This window comes from Amycolatopsis thermalba (assembly GCF_003385215.1).
Lineage (GTDB): Bacteria > Actinomycetota > Actinomycetes > Mycobacteriales > Pseudonocardiaceae > Amycolatopsis_E > Amycolatopsis_E thermalba.
This window is the reverse complement of sequence record NZ_PQHW01000101.1, coordinates 1-25,682: the sequence shown is the minus strand read 5'-3', so window position 1 is coordinate 25,682 and position 25,682 is coordinate 1. Positions and strand designations below refer to the sequence as shown.

At 71.4% G+C, this 25,682-nt stretch carries 26 protein-coding genes; 9 read left to right on the top strand and 17 right to left on the bottom strand.

Annotated elements, in window-relative coordinates; genetic code table 11:
- Positions 1-537: 537 nt before the first annotated feature.
- The 3 genes from D0D15_RS28960 to D0D15_RS28950 form a co-directional block, all read right to left on the bottom strand.
- Positions 538-1,848, bottom strand: a complete 1,311-nt coding sequence (locus D0D15_RS28960) for a citrate synthase (protein ID WP_094009091.1) — start codon at positions 1,846-1,848, stop codon at positions 538-540.
- A gap of 193 nt (positions 1,849-2,041) precedes the next feature.
- The gene (locus D0D15_RS28955; RefSeq protein ID WP_094009090.1) at positions 2,042-2,962 is read right to left on the bottom strand and encodes a carbohydrate kinase family protein; all 921 of its coding nucleotides are present in this window, start codon (positions 2,960-2,962) and stop codon (positions 2,042-2,044) included.
- Positions 2,959-3,564, bottom strand: a complete 606-nt coding sequence (locus D0D15_RS28950; RefSeq protein WP_094009089.1) for a TetR/AcrR family transcriptional regulator — start codon at positions 3,562-3,564, stop codon at positions 2,959-2,961. The genes D0D15_RS28955 and D0D15_RS28950 overlap by 4 nt, the downstream gene beginning before the upstream one ends.
- A 68-nt stretch (positions 3,565-3,632) precedes the next feature.
- Here D0D15_RS28950 and D0D15_RS28945 point away from each other — a divergent pair, with 68 nt between their 5' ends.
- On the top strand, positions 3,633-4,769 hold the full coding sequence (locus tag D0D15_RS28945; protein WP_094009088.1) for an acyl-CoA dehydrogenase family protein: 1,137 nt from the start codon (positions 3,633-3,635) through the stop codon (positions 4,767-4,769).
- A gap of 155 nt (positions 4,770-4,924) precedes the next feature.
- On the opposite strand, the gene D0D15_RS28940 is transcribed toward D0D15_RS28945, so the two are convergent.
- Genes D0D15_RS28940 through D0D15_RS28930 form a run of 3 tightly spaced genes read right to left on the bottom strand, consistent with a single transcriptional unit; the run spans position 4,925 to position 7,513 of the window.
- Positions 4,925-6,136 (bottom strand): amidohydrolase, encoded by a 1,212-nt coding sequence (locus D0D15_RS28940; RefSeq protein ID WP_094009097.1) that lies wholly within the window; start codon positions 6,134-6,136, stop codon positions 4,925-4,927.
- A gap of 11 nt (positions 6,137-6,147) precedes the next feature.
- Positions 6,148-6,612, bottom strand: a complete 465-nt coding sequence (locus tag D0D15_RS28935; RefSeq protein ID WP_094009087.1) for a GNAT family N-acetyltransferase — start codon at positions 6,610-6,612, stop codon at positions 6,148-6,150.
- A complete protein-coding gene (locus tag D0D15_RS28930) occupies positions 6,605-7,513 on the bottom strand; it encodes an aldose 1-epimerase family protein (RefSeq protein WP_094009086.1) in 909 nt (302 codons plus the stop codon). Before D0D15_RS28930 ends, D0D15_RS28935 begins: the two co-directional genes overlap by 8 nt.
- 67 nt (positions 7,514-7,580) lie before the next feature.
- Here D0D15_RS28930 and D0D15_RS28925 point away from each other — a divergent pair, with 67 nt between their 5' ends.
- Positions 7,581-8,156, top strand: a complete 576-nt coding sequence (locus D0D15_RS28925; RefSeq protein WP_094009096.1) for a TetR/AcrR family transcriptional regulator — start codon at positions 7,581-7,583, stop codon at positions 8,154-8,156.
- Complete coding sequence (locus D0D15_RS28920; protein WP_094009085.1) at positions 8,153-8,983, top strand: MBL fold metallo-hydrolase; 831 nt, start codon at positions 8,153-8,155, stop codon at positions 8,981-8,983. The genes D0D15_RS28925 and D0D15_RS28920 overlap by 4 nt, the downstream gene beginning before the upstream one ends.
- Here the strand turns inward: D0D15_RS28920 and D0D15_RS28915 are convergent.
- Positions 8,925-10,280: an APC family permease gene (locus D0D15_RS28915; RefSeq protein WP_094009084.1), complete on the bottom strand. Its 1,356-nt coding sequence runs from the start codon at positions 10,278-10,280 to the stop codon at positions 8,925-8,927. The genes D0D15_RS28920 and D0D15_RS28915 overlap by 59 nt on opposite strands.
- A gap of 123 nt (positions 10,281-10,403) precedes the next feature.
- Here D0D15_RS28915 and D0D15_RS28910 point away from each other — a divergent pair, with 123 nt between their 5' ends.
- Complete coding sequence (locus D0D15_RS28910; protein WP_094009083.1) at positions 10,404-10,889, top strand: hypothetical protein; 486 nt, start codon at positions 10,404-10,406, stop codon at positions 10,887-10,889.
- Between the two features lie 9 nt (positions 10,890-10,898).
- Here the strand turns inward: D0D15_RS28910 and D0D15_RS28905 are convergent, their stop codons facing one another.
- The 8 genes from D0D15_RS28905 to D0D15_RS28870 all read right to left on the bottom strand — a co-directional run bounded on the left by D0D15_RS28905 (position 10,899) and on the right by D0D15_RS28870 (position 17,511).
- Complete coding sequence (locus tag D0D15_RS28905) at positions 10,899-12,185, bottom strand: MFS transporter (protein ID WP_094009082.1); 1,287 nt, start codon at positions 12,183-12,185, stop codon at positions 10,899-10,901.
- A gap of 201 nt (positions 12,186-12,386) precedes the next feature.
- Positions 12,387-13,058, bottom strand: coding sequence for a pyridoxamine 5'-phosphate oxidase (gene pdxH, locus D0D15_RS28900; RefSeq protein WP_094009081.1), 672 nt, complete (start codon positions 13,056-13,058; stop codon positions 12,387-12,389).
- Between the two features lie 21 nt (positions 13,059-13,079).
- Positions 13,080-13,850, bottom strand: coding sequence for an urease accessory protein UreD (locus D0D15_RS28895; protein WP_094009080.1), 771 nt, complete (start codon positions 13,848-13,850; stop codon positions 13,080-13,082).
- Complete coding sequence (ureG, locus tag D0D15_RS28890; protein WP_094009079.1) at positions 13,847-14,545, bottom strand: urease accessory protein UreG; 699 nt, start codon at positions 14,543-14,545, stop codon at positions 13,847-13,849. Before ureG ends, D0D15_RS28895 begins: the two co-directional genes overlap by 4 nt.
- On the bottom strand, positions 14,535-15,200 hold the full coding sequence (locus D0D15_RS28885; RefSeq protein WP_115944900.1) for an urease accessory protein UreF: 666 nt from the start codon (positions 15,198-15,200) through the stop codon (positions 14,535-14,537). Before D0D15_RS28885 ends, ureG begins: the two co-directional genes overlap by 11 nt.
- Complete coding sequence (locus tag D0D15_RS28880; RefSeq protein ID WP_094009077.1) at positions 15,200-16,906, bottom strand: urease subunit alpha; 1,707 nt, start codon at positions 16,904-16,906, stop codon at positions 15,200-15,202. The genes D0D15_RS28885 and D0D15_RS28880 overlap by 1 nt, the downstream gene beginning before the upstream one ends.
- Positions 16,903-17,199, bottom strand: a complete 297-nt coding sequence (locus D0D15_RS28875; protein ID WP_094009076.1) for an urease subunit beta — start codon at positions 17,197-17,199, stop codon at positions 16,903-16,905. Before D0D15_RS28875 ends, D0D15_RS28880 begins: the two co-directional genes overlap by 4 nt.
- A gap of 9 nt (positions 17,200-17,208) precedes the next feature.
- Positions 17,209-17,511, bottom strand: a complete 303-nt coding sequence (locus D0D15_RS28870) for an urease subunit gamma (RefSeq protein WP_094009075.1) — start codon at positions 17,509-17,511, stop codon at positions 17,209-17,211.
- A 215-nt stretch (positions 17,512-17,726) separates the two neighbouring features.
- Here D0D15_RS28870 and D0D15_RS28865 point away from each other — a divergent pair, with 215 nt between their 5' ends.
- On the top strand, positions 17,727-18,893 hold the full coding sequence (locus D0D15_RS28865) for a citrate synthase 2 (protein WP_094009074.1): 1,167 nt from the start codon (positions 17,727-17,729) through the stop codon (positions 18,891-18,893).
- 61 nt (positions 18,894-18,954) lie between these two features.
- Here the strand turns inward: D0D15_RS28865 and D0D15_RS28860 are convergent, their stop codons facing one another.
- Positions 18,955-20,103 carry an MFS transporter gene (locus D0D15_RS28860; RefSeq protein ID WP_115944899.1) on the bottom strand — a complete coding sequence of 383 codons (1,149 nt, stop codon included), beginning with the start codon at positions 20,101-20,103 and terminating at the stop codon, positions 18,955-18,957.
- A gap of 54 nt (positions 20,104-20,157) precedes the next feature.
- On the opposite strand from D0D15_RS28860, the gene D0D15_RS28855 reads away from it, so the two are divergent.
- The 3 genes from D0D15_RS28855 to serC are packed head-to-tail and all read left to right on the top strand — an operon-like array spanning position 20,158 to position 23,307.
- Positions 20,158-20,772: a TetR/AcrR family transcriptional regulator gene (locus D0D15_RS28855; RefSeq protein ID WP_094009072.1), complete on the top strand. Its 615-nt coding sequence runs from the start codon at positions 20,158-20,160 to the stop codon at positions 20,770-20,772.
- A gap of 4 nt (positions 20,773-20,776) precedes the next feature.
- Positions 20,777-22,129 (top strand): serine hydrolase domain-containing protein, encoded by a 1,353-nt coding sequence (locus D0D15_RS28850; protein WP_115944898.1) that lies wholly within the window; start codon positions 20,777-20,779, stop codon positions 22,127-22,129.
- Between the two features lie 53 nt (positions 22,130-22,182).
- The gene (gene serC, locus D0D15_RS28845; RefSeq protein ID WP_094009070.1) at positions 22,183-23,307 is read left to right on the top strand and encodes a phosphoserine transaminase; all 1,125 of its coding nucleotides are present in this window, start codon (positions 22,183-22,185) and stop codon (positions 23,305-23,307) included.
- Here the strand turns inward: serC and D0D15_RS28840 are convergent.
- Entirely contained in the window at positions 23,215-24,438 is a 1,224-nt protein-coding gene (locus tag D0D15_RS28840; protein WP_244214993.1) for a glycosyltransferase 87 family protein, read from the bottom strand. The two genes, serC and D0D15_RS28840, sit on opposite strands and share 93 nt — an antisense overlap.
- Positions 24,439-24,531: 93 nt before the next feature.
- Between D0D15_RS28840 and sepH the strand changes: the two genes are divergently transcribed.
- Positions 24,532-25,311, top strand: coding sequence for a septation protein SepH (gene sepH, locus D0D15_RS28835; protein ID WP_094009069.1), 780 nt, complete (start codon positions 24,532-24,534; stop codon positions 25,309-25,311).
- The last annotated feature ends 371 nt before the right edge of the window (positions 25,312-25,682 follow it).

Genomic DNA, 25,682 nt, shown 5'->3' with positions numbered 1-25,682 from the left:
AATCCGAAACGGAGACATTCCAAAATCGGAATGCACAGCCCCGTCACGTTTGAAGCCCTGCACACGGAGTCAGACCAAGATCACTGACCCCACACCCGAAGTGTCCGGCGAACGGGGGCAAGCTCACCCCCGGCAGCCGCACCAAAGCGCCACTCACGCACCCACAAGATGCCCACTCACCGCCGCATCACTGGACCAACCGCGGCACGCGCCCGCTGACACCGCGCGAGAGGGCCACTCGCCCACCCACCAGAGGGCCACTCGCACGGGCACCCTCGCGCCCGCGCGAGAGCGCCACTCGCACGGGCACCACTCGCAGCCGCGCGTGAGCGCGACTCGCGCACCCACGCGATACCCACTGACCGCCGCATCAGTGGGCCAACCGCGGCACGCACCCCCTGCAGCCGCACCAAAGCGCCACTCACGCACCCACAAGATGCCCACTCACCCCCGGCATCACTGGAGCATCCACCGCCCGAACAAAACAAAACGGCGCGCCCCACCAGGGACGCGCCGTCGAAAGAACGCCGGACGAACTCAGCGCTCGGAGATCGCGGTGTACTCGCGCTCCTTCTCGCCGATGTAGATCTGCCGCGGGCGGCCGATCTTGGTCTGCGGGTCGTTGATCATCTCGCGCCAGTGCGCGATCCAGCCGGGCAGCCGGCCGAGCGCGAACAACACCGTGAAGAACTGCGTCGGGAACCCGAGCGCGCGGTAGATCAACCCGGTGTAGAAGTCGACGTTCGGGTAGAGCTTGCGCTCGATGAAGTAATCGTCGGAGAGCGCGGTCTCCTCGAGGCGCTTCGCGATGTCCAGCAGCTCGTCGTTGGGCGCGAGCTTGCCGAGGATCTGGTCCGCGGTGCGCTTGATGATCTTGGCGCGCGGGTCGTAGTTCTTGTACACCCGGTGGCCAAAGCCCATCAGGCGCACGCCCTTTTCCTTGTTCTTCACGCGGCTGACGAAGTTCGCCACGTCACCGCCGTCGGCCTTGATGCCGTTCAGCATGTCCAGCACGGCGCTGTTGGCGCCACCGTGCAGCGGCCCGAACAGCGCCATGATGCCGGCCGAGATGCTCGCGAACAGGTTCGCCTCGGACGAACCCACCAGGCGCACCGTCGACGTGGAGCAGTTCTGCTCGTGGTCGGCGTGCAGGATGAACAGCAGGTCCAGCGCCTTGGCGACCTCGGGGTCGACCTCGTACGGCTCGGCGGGCAGGCCGAACGTCATCCGCAGGAAGTTCTCCACCAGGCCCAGCGAGTTGTCCGGGTACAGGAACGGCTGGCCGATGGACTTCTTGTACGCGTACGCCGCCAGCGTCGGCACCTTGGCCAGCAGCCGGACGGTGGACAGCTCGACGTTCGGCTCGTCGAACGGGTTCAGCGAGTCCTGGTAGAAGGTGGACAGCGCGGCCACCGCCGACGACAGCACCGGCATCGGGTGCGCGTCACGCGGGAAGCCGTCGAAGAAGCGCTTGAGGTCCTCGTGCAGCAGGGTGTGCCGGTTGATCTTCTGCGTGAAGTCGTCCAGCTGCGCCTGGGTCGGCAGGTTGCCGTAGATCAGCAGGTAGGACACCTCGAGGAAGCTGGAACGCTCGGCCAGCTGCTCGATGGGGTAGCCGCGGTAACGGAGGATCCCGGCGTCGCCGTCGATGTAGGTGATGGCCGAGGAACACGACCCGGTGTTGACGAAACCAGGGTCATACGTGATGTACCCGGTCGACGCCAGCAGCTTCCCCAGCTCGATGCCGGGAGCACCCTCGACGGCATTGACAACCTTCAGCTCGTGCTCGCCAGTCGGTAGGCGCAGCGATACGGTGCCGCCACCGGTCGCCGCAGTCGCGTCGGACATGCAGGTCGTCCCTCTCACGGTCACACGGGCCGGCAGCTCCTGCAGGTCACACAGGCAGCTTTGTGATCGCGCGTGACCGGAAATCGTCCGCGCACACCGCCCCGCTGGGGTATTAATTCCCCCATTACGCTAGTCGAACAACGGGCCTTCGCGCAGCCGTTGTGTTACCTAGAGCAAACCGTTGGGATCAGGTTCACACCATCTCGGCCGCGGTGGGCGGTTCGGCGCCGCTCCGGGACACGGTGATGGACGCAGCCTTGGCCGCGAAAGTCAAGGCCTCGCGCCAACCGGACTCGCCCAGATCGGTGAGCGTGCCCACATTCCGGTCGTGCAGCCACGACAGCAGCGCGCCCTGCACGGTGTCGCCGGCGCCGATCGTGTCCACCAGCTCGGCGGGCGCGGACGGTACCGAAACGGTCACGGATGCGGTGTGGACGGCCAACCCGTCGCCGCCGCGGGTCAGCACCACGGCGTCCACCCCGGCGTCGAGCCACGACTTTATCGCCGCGTCCAGCCCGGCCGGGCCAGCCAGCCACTCGCCGTCGTCGTCGGACAGCTTCAGCAGCCGCACGTCGGGCAGCCACGACGCGAACCGGCGGCGGTAGGCGTCGGCGTCGGCGATGAGGTCGGCCCGGATGTTCGGGTCGAGCGCGGTCAGCACACCCCGAGCGGCCTCGCGGCGCAGCACGGTCTCGTAGGTGGTGGCGCCGGGCTCCAGGACCATGCCGAGGGTGCCCAGGCACAGCACGGTGACGTCCTCGGGCAGCGGTCCCGGGTCGGCGACGAGGCGGTCGGCCGTGCCCTCGGTGTAGAAGGTGTAGCTGGCCGACCCGTTCGGCGCGAGGGCCACGACGGCGAGGGTCGTGTTCTCCACGCCCTCCTGCACCATCGATATGTCGACATTCGAGGCCATCAGCCGTTCCCGCAGGGCCTGACCGAACCGGTCGGTCGAGATCCGGGACAGGAACGCGGTCGGCGTGCCGAGCCGCCCGGCCGCGAGGGCCACGTTGTACGGGCCGCCGCCGAGGCGCGGCACCAGGGACGTCAGGCCGTCGTTCGTCTTCTCGGCACCCGGCACCAGGTCGACCAGCGCCTCGCCACCCACCACGATCACGGGCGAGATGCTAGCCCGCCCAGGAGCAACTCGGACAGCGCCGTGAAGGCTTCGGCGTCGGTCACCCCCGTACGGGAGCCGACCACGCCGGTCTGGATGGCCTCGACGAGCACCGTGGCCATCTCCGCGATGAGCGTGGCGTGCACGTCCCGGAACACCCCGTCCGCGACGCCCTTGGCGATGAACGACCGGATCTTCGCCGCCGCGGCCCGGCTGTTCAGCTCGTAGGCCGCGCGCGCCGGGGCGAAGTCGTTGATGTCCCGCATGAACGCCGCGGACGCCCGGTTCAGGTGGTCGGCGATGCCGCTCAGGTAGACGCCGATGATCTCGCGGGCGTCCTCGACGCCGGCGATCCGCTCGTCGAGCTCACCGGCGGCGCTCTTGAAGTAGTGCTGCACCACCCGGACGGCGAGCTGCTCCTTGCTCGGCGCCAGCGCGTACAGCGTCGACTTCGAGCAGTGCGTCTTGGCCGCCAGGTCGTCGAGCGTGAAGTGGACGAAACCGTCGACCAGGAACAGCTCCTCCAGCTCGGCGAGCAGCGCGCGTTGCCGGGAGGTCAGCGCCTTGCCGCCCGATGGCGGGAGCACCTCGCGACTGGTCATGGAACCACCGTATGTGCTGTACTGGAGACGATTACAGAGTACTGCTTCGAGTACACCCGGAGGCAACCATGCCGGTCGACCGCCTGCTCCCCGACCGCGAATACGAGGACCTGATCGCGCTGGCGAGGGAACTGGCCCGCGACGAGCTCAAGCCGCTCGCCGCCGAGTACGAGGAGGCCGAGCACTTCCCGCGGGAGCAGTTCCGGCTGCTCGGCAAGTCGGGCCTGCTCGGGCTGCCGTACTCCGAGCGCTGGGGCGGCGGCGAGGTGCCGTACGAGGTGTACCTGCAGGTCGTGGAGGAGATCGCGGCCGCGTGGATGTCGGTCGGCGTCGGGCTGTCGACGCACATCATGTCCTGCTACGCGCTGGTGAACTACGGCACCGACGAGCAGCGCGACCGCTGGTTGCCGGACATGCTCGAGGGGCAGCTGCTGGGCGCGTACGCGCTGTCGGAGTCGCACGCCGGGTCCGATGCGTCGGCGCTGGCGACGCGGGCGCGGCTGGACGGGGACGCCTACGTCGTCAACGGCACGAAGGCGTGGATCACGCACGGCGGCGAGGCGGACTTCTACACGACGATGGTCCGCACGGGCGACGACGAGATCTCGTGCCTGCTGGTGGACGGGCGCACGCCGGGGCTGTCCGCGGCGCCGCCGGAGCGGAAGATGGGGCTCACCGGGTCGACCACGGCGCAGATCATCTTCTCCGACGCCCGGGTGGACGCCGACCGGCTGATCGGCCCGGCGGGCGCCGGGATGCGGATCGCGCTGTCCTCTTTGGACTCCGGACGGCTCGGGATCGCCGCCTGCGCGGTGGGTCTGGCGCAGGCGGCGCTGGACGAGGCGGTGGCGTACGCGAAGGGGCGCACGCAGTTCGGCAAGCCGATCATCGACTTCCAGGGGCTGGAGTTCCTGCTCGCCGACATGGCCGCCGCGGTCGACTCGGCCCGCGCGACCTACCTCGACGCGGCGCGGCGCCGGGACCGCGGGATGCCGTTCGGCCGCCAGGCGTCGGTCGCGAAGCTGATCGCGACCGACGCGGCGATGAAGGTGACCACCGACGCGGTCCAGGTCCTCGGCGGAGCCGGCTACACGCGCGACTTCCCGGTGGAGCGCTACATGCGGGAGGCGAAGGTGCCGCAGATCTTCGAGGGCACCAACCAGATCCAGCGCATGGTGATCGCCCGCCACCTGAAGCGGGCCTGAAGCGCGCCTGATTGCGGAACTCGCTGGGGCGAGCGGGGAACTCGCCCGCCCCAGCGTGGGACTCGCGCGGCTGAGCGTGGGACTCGCCACCCCTAGCGTGGAACTCGCGCGGCTGAGCGTGGGACTCGCGCGGGCGGGTTCCGCGTTCCGCAGCGCTACTCGGCGTAGCGGCGCGGCGCCACCACGCCCTCGCCGCTCGCGTCGTCGAAGTGGTAGACCTCGCGGCCGCGCACGAAGACCCGCATGGCGCGGTTCATCACGTCCAGCGGGTCGCCGGACCACAGCACGATGTCGGCGTCCAGGCCGGGCTTCAGCGAGCCGATCCGGTCGTCCAGCGACAGCATCTCCGCCGGGTTCACCGTCAGCGCCCGCAGCGCCGTCTCCGGGTCCAGCCCGTCCTTGACCGCGAGCGCGGCCTGGTACACGAGGAAGTTGATCGGCACCACCGGGTGGTCCGTGGTGATCGCGATCCGCACCCCGGCCCGCGCCAGGATCCCGGCCGAGCGCAGCGTCCGGTTCCGCAGCTCGACCTTCGACCGCGTGGTGAACAGCGGCCCGAGGATCACCGGGACGCCCTTCTCCGCCAGCACGTCCGCGATCAGGTGCCCCTCGGTGCCGTGGTTGACCACCAGCTTGTAGCCGAACTCCTCGGCCAGCCGGATCGCGGTGACGATGTCGTCGGCGCGGTGGGTGTGCTGGTCCCAGTACAGCTCGCCGTCGAGGACCTTCGCCAGGGTCTCCAGCGTCAGGTCGACGTCGAACGGCTTGCCCTCGGCCCGCGCGTGGTCGCGCTGCGCGACGTAGTTGCGGGCCTTCGTGAACGCCTCGCGGATGATCGCCGCGACCCCCAGCCGCGTCGACGGCGTCTGGCCCTTGTCGCCGTACACGCGCTTCGGGTTCTCGCCCAGCGCGCTCTTCACGCTGACCGCCTCGTCGAAGACCATGTCGAGCGCGGTGCGGCCCCACGTCTTCACGGCGACCGTCTGCCCGCCGATCGGGTTGCCCGAGCCGGGCTTGATCACCACGCTCGTCACGCCGCCGGACAGGGCGTCGTCGAAGCCGATTTCGAACGGGTCGATGCCGTCGAGCGCGCGGAAGCGGGCGCCGTTCGGGTCGGTCATCTCGTTGGTGTCGTTGCCGGCCCAGCCCTCGCCCTCCTCGTGCACGCCGAGGTGGGTGTGCGCGTCGACGAACCCGGGCAGCACCCAGGTGCCCGAGGCGTCGACCAGCTCCGCGTCCTCCGGGACGTCGACCTCCGCGGCCGTGCCGACCGCGGAGATCCTGCCGTTCTCGATCAGCACCGTGCCGCCGTCGATCGGGTCACCCTCGACCGGCACCACGTATCCGCCCACAATCGCCTTCACCATGGTGAGCAACGCTAACGGAACCGCTTTTCCAGGTGCACGAGGTGGTAGTGCGCCTCGGGGGTTCGCCCGGTTTCGACGTATCCGAGCCGGGCGTACAGGCGCAGCGGGCCCTCGCTCAGCTCGCCGGTGAACAGCCGCAGCACGCGCACCTGCGGCGGCAGCCGATCCTCGGCCGCCTTCATCAGCGCCGAGCCGAGTCCCGCGCCCTGCCGGTCGGGGGCGACCACCAAGCGGCCGACCTCGCCCACCTCGCCGCGCAGACGGATGCGGACGCTCGCGACCAACCGCCCGGACTCCCGCACGCCCCAGGTGACCACGTCCGGATCCGCGAGCACCGCGGCCAGCTCGCCGAGCGTCTCGGTCAGCGGCGGCAGGTCGAAGCTGCGATGCGCCCGCGCTTCGGTGAGAAACGCGGCGCGCTGCAGGGTCAGCAGCTCGCCCGCGTCCGCCGCGCCGAGCCGGATCGGCTCAGCCATGGACCCGGACTCCCCAGCTGCCGGTCCACGACGTGCCCGGCTCCAGCTCGATCAGATCGGTGCCCGAGTTCAGCGCGTCGGCCGGGCAGGTCATCGGCTCGATCGCGACCGCGCGGCCGCGGCCGACCAGGTCCGCGGGCGTGAACACCTGCACCCACTTGAAGTCCGGCCCGGTCCACACGTCGACGCTGCGCTCGCCGTGCGACAGGACGTGGTGGAACCGGCCGTCGTCACCGGCGACGAGACCGCCGAACGCGGTGTCCAGGTCGACCCTGGCCAGGACCCGGCCCGCGCGGAAGTCGTACTCGGTGCCGGCGGTGTCCTGCTCGTCGCCGTAGGGCAGCTGCTGGTCGCCGAGGTACGGCCGCACGCGGGTGGCGGGCAGGGTCAGCGTCAGCTCGTCGGTCGGCACGTCGCCGATGCGGAAGTACGGGTGCGCGCCCACCCCGACGCCGATGGCCGACTCGCCCTCGTTGCGGATCTCGTGGGTGACGGTCAGCTCGCGCGGCGCCAGGTCGTAGGTGATCCGGGCCTGCAGCGGCACCGGCCAGCCCGGCTGCTTCTCCACGTCGATCTCGAAGGTGATCGACGATTCGGCGTGCTCGACGAGCGTCCACTCGCGGTGCCGGGTCAGGCCGTGGATCGCGTTGCCGCGGGCCTCCTCGGTGACCTCCAGCTGCTGCTCCTCGCCCTGGTGGGTCCACCGGGCGGCCTTGGTGCGGTTGGGCCACGGCAGCAGGATCTGCCCGGCGCCCTTCGGCGGGTGGGCGTCCTCGGCGAAGGTCTCCAGGTAGGGCACGCCGCTGATCTCGAACGACCGCAGGCCCGCACCGATCTCGGTGACGACGGCGCGCGCGTTGCCGCGGGTGATCTCGAACTGCTGTCCCGTGGGGTTGGCCATGGCCCCGAAGATACTGGGCGGCGAACTAACTAGACCGGTCGTCATAGTTTGCGCTACGGTGATCGACATGGTCCGGAGAACCGACACCCGTCGCCGCATGGTCGCCTCGGCCGCGGAGCTGTTCCACACCCAGGGCTACCACGCGACCGGCCTGAACCAGCTGGTCAGCGCCGGTGGCGCGCCGAAGGGCTCGCTGTACTTCCACTTCCCCGGCGGCAAGGAGCAGCTGGCCGCCGAGGCGGTCACGTTCTCCAGCGAGAACATGGCGGACCTGCTGCGCTCGACGCTCGGCGCCGCGCCGGACGCGGGGACGGCCATCACCCGCGTGATCGACGCGCTGGGGCGCAACCTCGCCGACTCGGACTACCGGTCCGGCTGTCCTATCGCGACGGTCGCGTTGGACGCCGCGGACAGCGAACCGATCCGGCAGGCGTGCACCGACGGGTACGCGTCCTGGCACGCCGTCCTCACCGAGTACCTCACCGGGCAGGGCGCCGATCCCGCGACGGCGGCGACGCTGGCCACCATCGCGCTCAGCGCCATCGAGGGCGCCCTGCTCCTGGCCAGGACCCAGCACGACCTCGCGCCGCTGCACGCCGTGGGCGACCACCTGCGCGCCACCTTCGAACGGGAGCTGACATGAAGGTCCACCACCTCAACTGCGGCACCATGCGTCCCCTCGGCGGGCGGCTGATCGACGGCCGCGGCGGGTTCCTGCACCGCGCCGAACTGGTCTGCCACTGCCTGCTCGTCGACACCGGCTCCGAACTGGTCCTGATCGAGACCGGGATGGGTTCACCGGCCGTCGACCGCGCGGACGAGTGGCTCGGCGCGAAGTTCGTGCGGATGGTCGGCGTGCGGACGTCGGTGGCGGAGACCGCGGCCGAACAGGTCCGCCGGCTCGGGTACGCGGTCGAGGACGTCCGGCACATCGTGCTCACCCACCTCGACCTCGACCACGCCGGCGGGCTGGTCGACTTCCCGCACGCCACCGTGCACGTCTACGCCGAGGAGCTGCGGGCGCTGCGGTCACCCCGCGACGAGAAGGAACGCGGGCGGTACCAGCAGGTCCACTTCGCGCACGGTCCACAGTGGAGCAGCTACCCGGACACCGGCGAGAAGTGGTTCGGCTTCGACGCGGTGCGCCAGCTCAAGGGGTTGCCGCCGGAGATCCTGCTGGTCCCGCTGGGCGGGCACACGCGCGGGCACGCCGGGGTGGCCGTGGACACCGGGCACGGGTGGCTCCTGCACGCCGGTGACGCGTTCTTCCACCACGGCCAGATCGACCCGGCGCGCCCGCACGCCACCCCGGGCCTCGCGTGGTTCGAGGCCCGGGTGGAGACCGTGCCGGGCGCGCGGCGGGAGAACCACCGGCGGTTGCGCGAGCTGGTGCGCGACCACGGCGACGAGGTCACGGTGCTGTCGGCGCACGATCCTTACTTCTTTCGGCACGCATCGCGAGCCAGTTGACCACCCACAGCAGGACACCGACGCCGAGCAGGATCGCCGCGATCGTGTAGTCCCGCGCCGGACGGCCGGACAGCGGGCTCACCAGGTACAGGCAGAACACCGCGGCCAGCGCCGGGATGATCGTCGGCGCCCGGAAGTGCGGGTGGTCCACCTTCTCCCGGCGCAGCACCAGCACCGCCACGTTGACGATCGCGAAGACCACCAGCAGCAACAGCGCCGTGGTGCCGCCCAGCACGCTGATGTCCACAGTGGACACCAGGATGATGGCGATGACGCTGGTGAACACGATCGACACCCACGGCGTGCGGCGCAGCGGGTGCACCGTGCCGAGCACCTTCGGGATGATCCGCTCGTTCGACATGCCGTAGAGCAGGCGGCTGGCCATCAGCATGTTGATCAGGGCCGAGTTGATGACCGCGAACAGGCCGATCGCGGAGAACACCTCGCGCGGGAAGCCGGGCGCGCCGACGTCGAGCACCTTGAGCAGGGCGTTGCTCTTCGCCGCGGACAGCTCGTCGGCGGGCACCAGCAGGGAGGAGGTCAGCGAGACCAGCACGTAGATGGTGGCGGCGACAACCATCCCCCACAGCATCGCCTTGGGGAAGATGCGCACCGGGTCGCGGCACTCCTCGGCCATGTTGACCGAGTCCTCGAACCCGACCATCGCGAAGAACGCGAGCGAGGTCGCCGAGGTGATGGCGACGAGCGCGGTCTGGTCGGCGGTGTCGAACTCGACCAGACGGCCGGGGTCACCGTTGCCGTTGAGCACCGCCCACACGCCGACGCCGATGATGATCAGCAGGCCGGACAGCTCGATGCAGGTGAGCACGACGTTCGTCTTCACCGACTCGCTGACACCGCGGAAGTTGATGGCGGCGAGGCCGACGACGAACAGCGGCGCGATCAGCCAGCCGGGGAGGTCGACGAACTCCTTGAGGTAGGTGTTGGCGAACGCGATCGCGGCCGAGGAGGCCGACGTGATGCCCGAGCACATGACCGCGAAGGCGACCATGAAGGTCAGGAACGGGACGCGGAACGCGCGGTTGGCGTACAGCGCGGCGCCCGCCGCTCTCGGGTACTTGCCGACCAGCTCCAGGTAGCTGAACGCGGTCATGAACGCGACCACGAACGCCAGCAGGAACGGCAGCCACAGCGCGCCGCCGACCCGGCCGGCCACCTGGCCGGTCAGGGCGTAGACGCCGGTGCCGATGATGTCCCCGACCACGAAGAACAGCAGGAGCTTCGGGCCGATGACCCGCTTGAGCGCGGGTTCCTGAGTAGTGCTCACCTCAGCCATGCCGGAGAAGTGTGCCCCAATCCGTTTTGCCGGGCCACGCTTTCGGGGGAATGCCCGCCGTTTGGATCAACGGGACATCCAGGCTGGCAGGCGTGACCGGCCGGGACACGGGTAACCGGGGGTGTGGACGGTTTCCTGGCGATCTACCTCAACGACCAGCTCGCACTCGGGGTCGGCTGGCGCGAGCTGGCCCGGCGGGCCGCGGGCAACAACCGCGGCACCGCGGTGGGCGAAACACTCGAACGGGTGGCGACGGAGATCGCCGAGGACGTCGACACGTTCCGGTCGATCATGGACCACCTGGGCGTCCGCCAGAACCCGCTGAAGACGGCGGCGGTGTTCGGCGCGGAGCGGCTGTCCCGGTTCAAGCCGAACGGGCGGCTGCTGGCTTATTCGCCGCTGAGCCGCTTCCTGGAGCTCGAAGTGCTGACGATGGGGATCGACGGGAAGAAGCAGCTGTGGACGACGCTGCGCGACCTGGCCGGCCTCGCCGACCAGGTGCCCGGCGTCGACTTCGACACGCTGATCGAACGGGCCGCGAGCCAGCGCGCGCTGCTGGAACCACACCGCGTGCGGGCGGGCACCGAGGCGTTCCAGGCCGGCGAGTAGCCGGCGCGCCTACTTCGTGACCGCCGCGGCTCGGTAGCGCCAGAACGCGGGCAGCAGCGCGACGGCGATCGCCATGAAGACGATCACCAGCACCCCGCCACCGGTCGCCGCGGCGGCCGTGCCCACCGCGGCCGCGGTCCAGCCGTGCGTGAGGTCGGCGATGCGGGGCCCGCCCGCGACGACCACCGTGAACGCGCCCTGCATGCGGCCGCGCATCTCGTCGGTCGCGGCCATCACCAGGATCGCCTGGCGGTAGATCGCGCTCACCATGTCCGCGGCGCCGGCCAGGCACAGGAACACCACGGCCAGCCACAGCGAGTTCGACAACCCGAACCCGATCACCGCCACGCCCCACGCGCAGATCGCGACCGTCACCGCGACACCCTGCCGCCGGACCCGGCCGAGCCAGCCGGAGAACAACCCGATGACGACCGAGCCGATCGGGATCGCCGCGTACAGCCAGCCCAGGGCGAGGCCGCCGCCGGGTGGGTCGCCGAAGGTGCGCTCGGCCATCTCCGGGAACAGGGCCCGCGGCATGCCGGCGACCATCGCGATGATGTCCACGACGAACGAGGCGAGCAGGACCTTCTGGGTGCCCATGTAGCGGAAGCCGTCGAGGACGTCCTTGAGACCGGCGGCGCGGACGGTGCCGGACAGCGGCGGCAGCGGTGGCAGCCGCCAGACCGAGAAGAGCGCGACGACCAGCGCGATCGTGTCGATCAGGTAGAGCGTGGGCAAGCCGATCACCGGCATCAGGGCGCCGGCGGCCATCGGCCCGAACACCATGCCGAACGTGTTCACGGTGCCGGACAGCGCGGCCGCCGCGGGCAGCAGTTCCGGTTCGATCAGCCGGGCCACGATCGCGCTGCGGGTCGGCATGTTGATCGCGAAGAACGCCTGGTTGAACGCCAGGAGCACGAAGACCAGCCACACCGAGCCGATGTCGAAGAACGCCTGGGCCCACAGCAGGGCGGACACGACGGCGATGCCGGCGTTGCCGAAGATGAGCAGCTTGCGGCGGTCGACGGTGTCGGCGATCGCGCCGCCCCACAGCCCGAAAACGAGCAGCGGGACCAGCGCGACGATGCCGGTCAGGCCGACGTACCCGGACGAGCCGGTGAGGTCGAAGACCTGCTTCGGCACGGCGACGGTGGTGAGCTGACTGCCGATCGCGGTGATCGCGGTGCCGGTGAACAGGCGCCGGAAGGCGGGCGTGCGCAGCGGCCGCACGTCCACGACCACCGATTTCAGCAGTTTGCGCTTCTTGCCCCGTTGCGACCCGGCCTCGACACTCACAACCGGCCAGTTTAGCCGCGCTAACTAACCAAGCGCTGGTGATTTACCTCGCCGAGCGTGGAACTCGCCGGCACGACCGCAGAACTCGCCGCCACGAACGCAGAACTCGCGCCCAGGAGCGTGGGACTCGCCGGCACCCGCGCGAGTTCCACGCTCGGGCGCGCGAGTTCCACGCTCGGGCGCGTGAGTTCGGCGTTCGGGTCAGGGGGCGACGCGCTCGATGTGCCAGCCGTCCTGGGTGCGCACGTACCGCAGCCGGTCGTGCAGCCGGTTCTGCTGCCCCTGCCAGAACTCGACGACCTCGGGCCGGATGCGCCACCCGCCCCAGTGCGGCGGCAGCGGCACCTCCTCGACGTCGCTGAAGCGGCGCTCGATCGACGACAGCGCGACGTCCAGGTCCCGCCGGCTCGTCACGACCTTCGACTGCGGCGACGCCCAGGCCCCGAGCTGGGAGCCGCGCGGGCGCTGCTTCCAGTACTCGGCGGTCTCCTTGACGTCGACCTTCTCCACCTCGCCGCGCACGGTCACCTGCCGCTGCAACGCGTACCAGGGGAAGGTCGCCGACGCGTACCGGGTCACGGTCAGGTCGTGGCTCTTGTTCGAGGTGTAGTTCGTGTAGAACACGACGCCGCGCTCGTCGAGGCCCTTGCACAGCACGGTGCGGGAGGACGGGCGGCCTTCGGCGTCGGCGGTGGCCAGCACCATGGCGTTCGGCTCGGCGACCCCGGCGGCGATGGCCTGGTTCAGCCAGTCCTGCAACTGCTCGGTCCAGCTGCCGGCCAGGTCGGCCTCGTCCAGCGCTTCGCCGTCGTAGGCCACCCGCATGCCGGGAAGGCGTACCGCAACGTCGTCGATGTTTTCGACCTCTGGCATGTGCCGACCTCCGCGACCCGCTTACTCACCCGTAACAGCCCACGTTAGGGCCTGGGAAGCCGCTCCGAAAGCCGACGAACGGTGACACCGGCCACGGCCCAGCAGCTCCTCGGCGGTCACCGCGTCCGGGGCCAGCGCGGTGATCAAGAACCCGGCGACCGGCAACGGGGTCACCGCCCACCAGTCGCCGCTCGACGGCTGCGCCACTTCGTCGCCGACCAGCAGCTCCGTGGCGAGCACCCGGTGCCCGGCCAGTACCGCGGCACTGGCATCGAGGGCCGGGTCGCCGACGGTGAGGGTCTGGTCCAGCACCGGCCTGCCGCCGGAGGTGACGCGCTGCGACGTGGTGAGCCGTCCGGGTGCTTCACCCGCGCGGCCGAGGACCAGCACCTCACGCGTGCGGAACCGTGCGGTCTCGTCGAGGGTCGCGACCAGTTCCGCGGTGTGCCGGGCCCGCGCGGTGACCACGGTCGGCTCTGGCCGGTACTCCAGCGAACCGCCGGGGCCGACCTCGACGCGCACCGACGACGTGCTGGCCGCGGCGGCAGGCCCGGGCAGCGCGAGCGTCGCGGCGACCCCGGACAGGCGCAGGTCCGCGCCCGGTCCGACCACGACGTCCAGGACCAGCTCGTCGCCGCCGAGCGGGGCGGTCGCCGAGTTCACCAGGTGGACCCGGGCCGCCGCGCCGGACCCGCGCCGCGGTACCAGGGTCAGTGGCGCCATCGACGTCAGCTCCCGCAGCACCGTCCGCCCGCCGGCCGCCTCGGCGACGAGCCGGGCGTGCGCCTTCACCCGGCCAGCTGTTCGCGCACCCACGCCGCCACGCCGGGCGCGTCCGGCGTGCGCACCAGCGACTGCGTGATGACCGGCAGCTCGCCGCGCATGCGGTGGGCGTCGGAGGTCATCACGTCCAGGTCGGCGTTCACCAGGTGCGCGATGTCGATCTTGTTGATGACCAGCAGGTCGGCGGTCGTCACGCCGGGCCCGCCCTTGCGCGGCACCTTGTCCCCGCCCGCGACGTCGACCACGAAGATCTGGCTGTCCGCCAGGCCCCGGCTGAACACCGCGGTCAGGTTGTCCCCGCCGCTTTCGATGATCACCAGCTCCAGCCCGGGGAACCGGTCTTCCAGCCGTTCCACCGCGTCGAGGTTGGCGGTGATGTCGTCGCGGATCGCGGTGTGCGGGCAGGCGCCGGTCTGCACGGCCTCGATGCGCTCGGGGTCGAGCACGCCGGCCTTGCGCAGGAAGTCGGCGTCCTCGGTGGTGTAGATGTCGTTGGTCACCACGGCGAGGTCGATCTCGTCGCCGAGCGCCCGGCACAGCGCGGCGGTCAGCGCGGTCTTGCCGCTGCCCACGGGGCCGCCGATGCCGATGCGGAACGCGCGGCCGCGCGCGGGCGGCGTCTCGTACCGGTCGGGTTCGGTGGCCGTCGGGTCGAAGTTGACCGGGTGCACGTGGCCGTGACCGTGTCCGTGTTCAGCTGGCAAAGAGACGCACCTCTTCCTCGTGGTGGCGCAGGTGTGCTTCGGCGAGCAGGTCCAGCGCCGGTGAACCGGGCGACGGCAGCCGGGCCGGGTCGGTCCCGGCGTAGCCGGCCGCCTGCTCGGCGACGGCGTCGAGATCGGGCCCCAGCGCGGCCACCATCGCGTTGACCGTGAACGGGTCGAACCCCAGCAACCGCACCGCCGCACTGGCCGGTCCGCTGACCGCGAGGTAGGCCACGGCCAGCGCCGCGTCCCGCGGTGTGCCGCCCGAAACGCCGGTGAGCGCGCCGGTGATGATCGGGTGGTGCGGGCGCGGGGGGGGGGCCAGCAGCTCGTCGATCACCGGTGACGGCCAGGCGATGCGGCCGGCGCGCGCGGTGCCACGCCCCTGCGCGCGCGATGCCGTGCGCTGGGCCGGCGACGGCGTGCGGGCGTCGAGTTCCTCGTCCAGCCGCGTCCACTGTCTACTCACGACGGACGCGGAAGCGAAGACGGCGGATAGGTATCCGGCCGTCCACAAGCGACCGTGCAGGAACCCGGGCAGGTCGGCGGTGGTGCGGATCAGCCCGCGCGCCACCGCTTCCTCGAGCCCGCCGGAGTGCACGTGACCGCCGCCCGGGAACCGGGAGTCGGCCAGCAGGATCGCGGAGATGCCCATCAGAACAGGAAGTACCGCTGGGCCATGGGCAGTTCGGCGACCGGTTGCGGTTCGATCAGCTCGCCGTCGACGTGCACGGCGAAGCTGTCCGCGTCGACCTGGATGTCCGGCAGGGCGTCGTTGAGCACCATGTCGGCCTTGGTCACGCGGCGCACGTTGCGCACCGGCACGAGCGACCGGGTCACCGGGAGGCCGGCCGCGAGGGCCTCGGGCGCGACGAAGTACACGCTGCTAGCCGCGGCCACGGACGGCGCGGCGCCGAACATGGGCCGCGCGAGCACCGGCTGCGGCGTCGGGATGGACGCGTTGGCGTCGCCCATCGCGGCCCACGCCACGAAGCCGCCCTTCAGCACCACGTGCGGTTTGACGCCGAAGAACTTGGGCTCCCACAGCACCAGATCGGCGAGCTTGCCGACCTCGACCGAGCCGATCTCGCCGTCCATGCCGTGCGCGATCGCCGGGTTGATCGTGTACTTGGCGACATAGCGACGGGCGCGCAGGTTGTCGGCCGCGCCGTCGCCGGGCAGCGCGCCACGGCAGCGTTTCATCACGTGCGCGGTCTGCCAGGTGCGGATGATCACCTCACCGATCCGGCCCATCGCCTGCGAGTCCGAACTCATCATCGAGATCGCGCCGAGGTCGTGCAGCACGTCCTCGGCCGCGATGGTGCTCGGGCGGATGCGGCTCTCCGCGAAGGCCAGGTCCTCCGGCACCGACGGGTTGAGGTGGTGGCACACCATCAGCATGTCGAGGTGCTCGTCGAGGGTGTTGACGGTGTGCGGGCGGGTCGGGTTGGTCGACGACGGCAGGAAGTTCGGCAGCCCGGCCACCTTGATGATGTCCGGCGCGTGCCCGCCGCCGGCGCCCTCGGTGTGGTAGGCGTTGATCGACCGGCCGGCCACCGCGTCCACTGTGGATTCCAGGAACCCGGCCTCGTTGAGCGTGTCGGTGTGGATCGCCACCTGCACCCCGGATTCGTCCGCCACCGTCAGGCACGCGTCGATCGCGGCCGGGGTGCTGCCCCAGTCCTCGTGCAGCTTGAACCCGCCCGCGCCGGCCGCCAACTGTTCCCGCAGCGCCTCCGGCCGGACGGTGTTCCCCTTGCCCAGCAACAGGACGTTGACCGGCTGGCCGTCCATCGCCCGCAGCATCCGCGCCAGGTTCCACGGGCCGGGCGTGACGGTGGTGGCCTTCGTGCCCTCCGACGGACCGGTGCCGCCGCCGACGAGCGTGGTCAGGCCGGAGGCCAGCGCGGTGTCGACGAGCTGCGGGCAGATGAAGTGCACGTGGCAGTCGATGCCACCCGCGGTGAGGATCCGGCCGTTGCCGGACAGGATCTCCGTGGCCGGGCCGATCACCAGGTCCGGGTCGACGCCGTCCATCGTGTCCGGGTTGCCCGCCTTGCCGATGCCGACGATCCGGCCGTCCCGCACCCCCACGTCGGCCTTGACCACGCCCCAGTGGTCGAGCACGACGGCGCCGGTGATCACCAGGTCCGGCGCGCCCTCGGCGCGGGTCGCCATGCCCTGGCCCATCGACTCGCGGATCACCTTGCCGCCGCCGAAGAGCACCTCGTCGCCGGAGCCGGCGCCCATGCTGCGGTCCTCGGTGACCTCGATGAGCAGGTCGGTGTCGGCCAGCCGGATCCGGTCGCCGACGGTGGGGCCGAACAGCTCGGTGTAGCGCTCGCGGTCGATGCTGCTCACTCGCCGTCCTTCCGCAGGCCGGGAACGGTTCGCGAGCCGGCCAGCGGCACCAGGCCGACCTCGCGCTCCACGCCCGGTTCGAAGCGGACGGAGGTGCCGGCGGGGATGTCCAGGCGGTGACCGCGGGCCGCCGCCCGGTCGAATTCGAGCGCCGGATTCGTCACCGCGAAGTGGTAGTGCGAACCGACCTGCACCGGGCGGTCACCGGTGTTGCTCACCCGCAGCCGCACGCGCGGGCGGCCCGGATTCAGCTCGACGGGCGATCCGGCCGGGATGATCTCTCCTGGACGCACGCGCGCTCCTCAGACGATCGGGTCGTGCACGGTGACGAGCTTCGTGCCGTCCGGGAAGGTGGCCTCGACCTGGACGGAGTCGACCATCTCGGGCACCCCGTCGAGCACCTGGTCCCGGGACAGCACGGACCGGCCGCTGGACATCAGCTCGGCGACGGTGCGGCCGTCGCGGGCGCCCTCCAGCACGTGGTCGGTGATGAGGGCGACGGCCTCCGGGTAGTTCAGGCGCACGCCGCGCTCCAGCCGGCGCCGGGCCACGTCGGCGGCGACGTGGACGAGCAGCTTGTCGCGCTCCTGGGGGCTCAGGTGCATGCGCTCAGGTCTATCACCGCGATGAGTGCGACACGCGCGTGCGAAACACAGGATTTACGTGCGAACGAGCCATCCGGCTGAATCGTTCTCGTAATCGTGACCGAAACCACCGCTTTCTTCGATTGCTCCTAGGCCGTTCGAGGGGCATGGTGTGGTCACCGTGCGACGAGGCGCCCCGAGCGCGTCACGCGCGCGTAACAACTCCTGTCGGGGAAATGCGCAGCGAAAGGTTTCCACCAGTGACTACCTCAGCGCCCGTTGCGAAGAACACTGAACCGGACGACGGGTTCAAGCCCGGGCTGGAAGGCGTGGTCGCCTTCCGCACCCAGATCGCCGAGCCGGACCGCGACGGCGGCGCGCTGCGCTACCGCGGCGTGGACATCGAGGACCTGGCGGGCAAGGTCAGCTTCGGCGACGTGTGGGGCCTGCTGGTCGACGGCCGGTTCGGCGACGGACTGCCGCCGGCCGAGCCGTTCCCGATCCCCGTGCACACCGGTGACGTCCGGGTGGACGCGCAGGCCGCGCTCGCGATGGTCGCGCCGATCTGGGGGTTCCGCCCGCTGCTGGACATCAGCGACGAGGAGGCGCGGGAGAACCTGGCCCGTGCGTCGGTGATGGCGCTGTCGTACGTGGCGCAGTCCGCGCGCGGGGTCGGGGTGCCCGCGGTGCCGCAGTCCCGGGTCGACGAGGGGCGGACGATCACCGAGCGGTTCATGATCCGCTGGCGCGGCGAGCCGGACCCGGCGCACGTCAAGGCCGTGGACGCGTACTGGGTATCGGCGGCGGAGCACGGGCTGAACGCGTCGACGTTCACCGCGCGGGTGATCGCCTCGACCGGGGCTGACGTGGCGGCTGCGCTGTCGGGCGCGATCGGCGCGATGTCCGGACCGCTGCACGGCGGGGCGCCCGCGCGGGTGCTGCCGATGATCGAGGCGGTCGAGAAGGAGGGCGACGCGCGCAAGGTCGTCAAGGGGATCCTGGACCGCAAGGAGCGGCTGATGGGCTTCGGGCACCGGGTGTACCGGGCCGAGGACCCGCGGGCCCGCGTGCTGCGGCGGACGTGCCGGGAGCTGGGCGCGGAGCGGTACGAGGTGGCCGCGGCGCTGGAGCAGGCCGCGCTGGCGGAACTGCGGGAGCGGCGCCCGGACCGCGCGATCGAGACGAACGTGGAGTTCTGGGCGGCGGTGATCCTGGACTTCGCGCAGGTGCCGACGACCATGATGCCGGCGATGTTCACGTCGGCGCGCACCGCCGGCTGGGCGGCGCACATCCTGGAGCAGAAGCAGACCGGACGACTGGTCCGCCCCTCGGCGAGCTACGTCGGCCCGGGCCCGCGATCGCCCGAGGAGGTCGAGGGCTGGTCGGCGGTCAAGCCGCTGTAAGCGCTTTCTGGCTGTGGCTGTGGCAGGCCCCGGAACCCGCGTGGTTCCGGGGCCTTCCCCGTTACGCGCCCTGCGGGGTGACCGCACGCAGCACCGGCCGCACCAAGGTCGCGCCCACCAGCAGGATCGCGGCGGCGCCGAGGCACGCGGCTTGCCAGCCGTCGCCCGCGTTGTACAGCAGGCCCGCCGAGAAGGTGCCGACGGTGGCGCCGAGGAGTGTCGCGCTTTCGTAGATGCCCATCGCGCGGCCGAGGCTGACACCGGCCGCCTCCGCGACGATCTCCTGCTCGACCGGAACCGCCGCGGCGAACGCGGCCGCCGACAGCACCCACATCCCCGTCAGCACCGCCGGGTTCGGCGCGAACGACAGCCCGGCGGCGAAGACCGCGCTGGACCCCATCGCCAGCGACAGCACCGTCGTGCGGCCCAGTCGTCCGGTGACCTTGTGCAGGTACTCCGGCAGTGTCGTGTAGACGATGAACCCGGGCAGGAAAACCCCGGCGATCTGGTGCAGCTCCAGGTGGTGCCCGCGCTGCAGGTGCAGGAGCAGGAGCAGCGCCACGCCCGCCTCGGCGAGCGCGGTGATGACGACGAGCAGGAGCATCGGCCGCAGCCGACGGCCCAGCTGGCCGAAACCCTGGCCGCCCGCCTTTTGCGGTGCGGGGGCCGGACCGGCCGGCGCGAGCATCACCACCGCCGCCACCGCGCACGCCGCCGCGCCCAGCCAGAACACTCCGCGGTAGTCGATCCGGGACACGAGCGACATCGCGGCCACGAAGGCCACCCACGTGCCTCCGCCCTCGGCGGCGAACAGCTTGCTGAACGCGGCCTTGTCGGCGCCCAGCCCCTCCCCCACGCGCGCCCGCAGCGACACCCAGAACACCGCACCGCCGACCACGGCGAGCACCGCCGCCGCGAACGCCGGTCCGAGACCGGGCGTGGCCGCGTACCCGGCGAACGACAGTCCATACAGGACGGCCCCGAACGCGGCCAGGCGTCCCCGGTCCACCCGGTCGGCGAGCGCCCCCGCCACCGGGCGCACCACGAACGACACCAGCGTCTCCAGCGCGGTCAGCGCCCCCACCTCGGCCGCGCTCGCCCCCAGCGCCGTGCCCGCCCACAACGGCAGGAAGAAGTCCAGGACCTCGACCGGCCCCCGCGTCAGCGCCGCGGCCCACTCGTTCTGCTGGGCACGCCCCTTGCCCGCCATCCCGTCCCCCCAGTTTTCAGGATACGATCGTATCTTAAAACCTCCGCTCCTAGGATGACAACCGTGCCCAAGATCGTCGACCGGCCCCAGCGCCGCCGCGAGATCGCCGAAGCCCTGCTCCGGCTGATCGCCCGGGAGGGCATCGAGACGGTCAGCGTGCGCACCGTCGCCGCCGAAGCCGGCCTGTCCCCGGGCGCCGTGCAGAAGTACTTCTCGACCCGCGAGGAGCTGTTCCACTTCGCCTTCGACCTGACCAGCGAACACATCGAGCGGCGCTGGATGAAGGTGCCGCAGGACCACCTGCTCACGATGCTGCGCGCCCTGGTCGCCGAGGCCCTGCCGCTGAACGACCAGCGCCGCGCCGAGGTGATCGTCATCCTCGCCTTCACCGCCCGCGCCGCCGTCCTGCCGCACTGGGCGCACCACCTCCGCCACGGCTACGGCTTCCTGCGCGAGCAGACCACCGACTTCCTCGACCAGGCCCAGCGCCAGGGCCACATCCGCGACGACCTGGACGCCGGAAGGCTCGCCGACATCGTCATGGCCCTCACCGACGGCTTCGCCCAGCACCTGCTCCAGGCCGAGCCCGGTTCGGAGCTGCACCGCCGCCTGCTCGGTTCCCTCGAGCTCGCCCTCACGGAGCTGCTCACGCCGCGCGCGGCAGAATGACGGCATGCTGCCCAGCACCGAGTTCGCCCTGCTCCGCCGCCTGTCCCTGGAACAGGCGAACGGCCGCGCGCCGTCGATGGTCGCCGCGGTCGTCCGCGACGGCGAGGTCGCCTGGTGGGGCGCGCGGGGCACCGTCGAGGGCGACGCGCCCGACGACGACACCCAGTACCGGCTCGGCTCGATCACCAAGTCGCTCGTCGCCGCGCTCGTGATGCGCCTGCGCGACGAGGGCCGCCTCGACCTCAACGACCCGCTGGACAAGCACGTCCCCGGCACCAGCTTCGGCGCCTCGACGGTCGGCCAGCTGCTCTCGCACACCGGCGGCCTGACCGCCGAATCGCCCGGCTCCTGGTGGGAGCGCACCGCGGGCGGCGACTGGGCCACCCTGGAGGCGAGTCTCGCGCGGAACGCGCTCAAGAACCGCCCGGGCAGCCGCTTCCACTACTCCAACGTCGGCTACGGCGTGCTCGGCGAGCTGATCGCCCGCCACCGCGGCACCGACTGGCTGACCGCACTGAACCGCGAGGTCCTCGAACCGCTGGGCATGTCGCGCACGACCCCGCACCCGCGGGGCAGGCACGCACGCGGCTGGGCCGTGCACCCGTTCGCCGACCCGCTGCTGCCCGAGCCCAGCCCGGACGCCGGCGCGATGGCCCCGGCCGGCCAGCTGTGGTCGACGGTCCGCGACCTGGCGCGCTGGACGTCGTTCGTCGGCGGCGACACCGCGGACGTGCTCAGTCCGGACACCGTCGCCGAGATGCGCGCGGTCGCCACGGTGGACGACGCCGACACCTGGACCTCCGGCTACGGCCTTGGCCTGCAGGTCCTGCGGCACCAGGGCAAGCGGCTGGCCGGGCACACCGGGTCGATGCCCGGGTTCCTCGCCTGCTCGCTGGTCGACGAGTCCACCGGCACCGGCGCGCTGACCTTCGCCAACGCCACCACCGGCCCGGCCATCCTGGGCCTGGTGGTGGACCTGATCGCGATCGCCGACGAGCACGAGCCGAACCTGCCGGCGGAGTGGCGGCCGTCCGAGGTCGACCGCGCCCTGCTCACCCTCACCGGCCTGTGGCACTGGGGCCCGACGCCGTACCACCTGCGGCTGCTCCCGGGCGGCATGCTGAGCCTCGCCCCGGTCAGCGGCATGGGCCGGGCGTCCCGGTTCCGCCCGGTCGCCGAGGACGAGTGGCTCGGCCTGGACGGCTACTACGCCGGTGAAACCCTGCGCGTCGGCCGCGACGCCGACGGGACGCCGCGGCACCTGGATCTGGCCACGTTCATCTTCACGCGCACCCCCTACGACCCGGCCGCGCCCGTCCCCGGCGGCGTCGACCCGGAGGGCTGGCGTACCGCATAGTGGGACCGCCACCGGCGTTACGCACCGGAAACGCGACCTGCGAGACTGGGCGCATGACCGATGAGCTGACCATTCCGGCAGAACTGAAGCCCTCCGACGGGCGCTTCGGCTGCGGACCGTCCAAGGTCCGGGCGGAGCAGCTGGCGAACCTCGCGTCCGAGGGCGCCGCGTACATGGGCACCTCCCACCGGCAGAAGCCGGTGAAGTCCCTCGTCGGACGGGTGCGCTCCGGTCTGTCCCAGCTCTTCTCCCTGCCCGAGGGCTACGAGGTCGTGCTCGGCAACGGCGGCACCACGGCGTTCTGGGACGCCGCCGCGTTCGGCCTGGTCGACGAGCGGGCCCAGCACTTCACCTACGGCGAGTTCTCGTCGAAGTTCGCCAAGGTGACCTCGGACGCGCCGTTCCTGGGCGACTCGATCGTCGTCAAGGCCGAGCCGGGCAGCGCCCCGGAGATCGCCTACGAGCCGGGCGCGGACCTGGTCGGCTGGGCGCACAACGAGACCTCGACCGGTGTCGCGGTGCCGGTGCGGCGCCCCGCCGGCAGCGAGGGCGCGCTCGTCGCGATCGACGCCACCTCGGGCGCCGGCGGCCTGCCGGTCCAGGCCGAGGACTTCGACGTCTACTACTTCGCGCCGCAGAAGTGCTTCGCCTCCGACGGCGGCCTGTGGCTGGCCCTGATGTCGCCCGCGGCCGTCGAGCGCGTGGAGAAGATCGGCAACAGCGGCCGGTGGATCCCCGAGTTCCTGTCGCTGACCACGGCGCTGGACAACTCGCGCAAGGACCAGACGTACAACACCCCGGCGGTGGCGACGCTGTTCCTGCTGGCCGACCAGATCGAGTGGATGCTCTCCAACGGCGGCCTGGACTGGGCGGTCTCGCGCACGAAGGACTCCTCGACGCGGCTGTACGAGTGGGCCGAGGAGACCAGCTACACGGTGCCGTTCGTGAAGGACCCGTCGCTGCGCTCGCAGGTCGTGGGCACCATCGACTTCGTCGACGAGATCGACGCGGCGAAGGTCGCCAAGGTGCTGCGCGCGAACGGCATCGTCGACGTCGAGCCGTACCGCAAGCTGGGCCGCAACCAGCTACGCGTCGGCATGTTCCCCGCGATCGAGCCGGGCGACATCACGGCGCTGACGAGCTGCATCGAGTGGGTCGTCGAGCGGATGGGCGACTAGTCCCAGCACCAGGAGCAGCAGGACGCCGACGAGGACGTAGCTCTCGGCCAGCGGCCAGACGCTCCGGTGGTCCCACAGCGGGCTGACGACGAACACGACTGTCGCGAGGGCGGCGGTTCCGAGCACGAGTGGCCGGAGCCGCCGCCCTCGCCACGTCAGGACGCCGATCACCGGCGCCGCCCACACCCAGTGGTGGGTCCAGGACACCGGCGAGACCAGCAACGCGCCGAGGGCGCACGCGAGCAGCGCGACCACGGCGTCGGCGCGGCGCATGACCAGCACGGTGACGACGAGCGTGACGGCCACCGCGACCAGCCAGGCCCAGGCCGGGGCGCCGAGCCGGGCGAGCAGGCCGTGCAGGGACTGGTTGCCGATGTAGCCGGGGTCGCCGACCCGATCGCCGGCGAAGACGAGCTTCGTCCAGCAGGTGACCGACGCCTGCGGCGCGATCGCCCACGCGAGCAACGCGCAGCCGGCGAACGTCCCGATCGCCCGTGCGGCGGCGCGGAAGTCCTTGCGCAGCAGGAAGAACAGCACGAACGCGGCCGGGGTCAGCTTGATCGCGGCGGCGAGCCCGACCAGGAAACCGCGGCGGCGGACCGGGAACGGCGCGTCGACCGCGACGAGCAGCACGAGCAGCAGGTTGATCTGGCCGAACCCGAGCGTGGCGCGCACCGGTTCGCTGAACAACGCGACGGCCTGCACGACCAGCGCCAGGCCGCCGAACACGTGCAGCCGCCGGTCGTAGTGCCGGAAACACAGCGCGACGACCACACCGAGCGCGACGACGGACACGATGGTGATACCGACGAGCGCGACGTCCGCCGGAACCACCAGCAGCGGCGCGAAAACGAACGCGGCGAACGGCGGATAGGTGAACGGCAGCAGCGTGCCGTTGCGGGTGGGCGGCAACGGGCCGTACGGGTCACCGCGGTCGAAGAACGCCTGCGCGCCGAGCCGGTAGACGTCCAGATCCAGCCCGTCCAACCGTTTCCAGGCCAGCAGGATCCCGACCAGCACGACCTCGATCGCCACGCCCGTGGCCAGAACCCGCCGCCCCATCGCGCAATCCTCGCGGATCCCGATCACCGGGGTGTCCTCCGGGTGGCCGAACGGGTGGAACTGCTGCAAGATCGACCAAAAAGTGTCGGCGCGCCTGCCCCGTCAAGCGGACGCGCCGACCTACCGTGAACACCCGAAGGTGAAGTCAGGAGGAGGCAGCGGATGCGGACGCTGAGGGTGGTCGGGCTGCACGAGGACGGTAAGTCCATCGTGTGCGAAGACCCGGCGCGGCGCGAGCGTTTCCTCCTGCCCGCCGATGAGAAGCTGCGTGCGGCCGTCCGGGGCGATGTTCCCAGGCTCGGGCAGATCGAAATCGAGACGGAGAGCCAGATGCGACCACGCGAGATCCAGGCCCGGATCCGGGCCGGCGAGTCGGTGCAGCAGGTCGCGGACACCGCCGGGGTGGCGGTGGAGCGGGTGGAGCGGTTCGCGTACCCGGTGCTGCTGGAGCGGTCCCGGACCGCCGAGCTGGCGCAGTCGGCGCACCCGATCCGCGAGGACGGCCCGGACGTGCGCACGCTCGGCGAGATCGTGGCCTACGCGTTCGGTGTGCGGGGTCAGGACTACTCGCAGGCCACGTGGGACGCCTGGCGCGGCGACGACGGCCGGTGGATCGTGGCGCTGCGGTGGACCGCGGGGCGCTCGGACAACGCCGCGCACTGGCAGTTCTCGGCCGGTGCGCACGGCGGCACGGTCACGGCGCTGGACGAGCACGCCGAGGACCTGCTGGACCCGCACCGCACGCCGCGGACGCTGCGGGCGGTGGGCGCGGAGGCGGAGGCCGAGGCCGAGCCGGCGGACGAGGAGCCGGCGCAGCCCACGCTGGACATCGACGCCCAGCCGGACCCGGCGGCCGCCAAGCCGAAGCCGAAGAAGAAGGCCCACCCGGCGGTCCCGGCCTGGGAAGACGTGCTGCTGGGAGTCCGCAGCCAACGAGGCTGAGCCAGAGGACGGCGCGCCAGCGCCGTGCCCCGACCCCAAGGTAGCTGGGTGGTCATCCCGTCGCCTGACACCGGAACGATCACCTTGAGCCAGGGCCGCAACATCCCCGCTCACGCGAGATGACATGCCAACCTTGCGGCCCTGGCTCAAGGTGATACACACAAACCGGAAGGCGACGGGATGACCACCCAGCGACCACCTCGCCAAGACGAGACGAGGCACCCCTTGGTCATCCCGGAGCCTGCCCGTCCGGCGAGGACATCTTTTGATCTTTAGAGGTGACGCAGGGCAGACGAAGCACCCTCACCGCGCCACCGGCCCCACCCCGGACCGCCGCCCCGGGGCCAGCGACGGGTGCCGCTGCGCCGGCC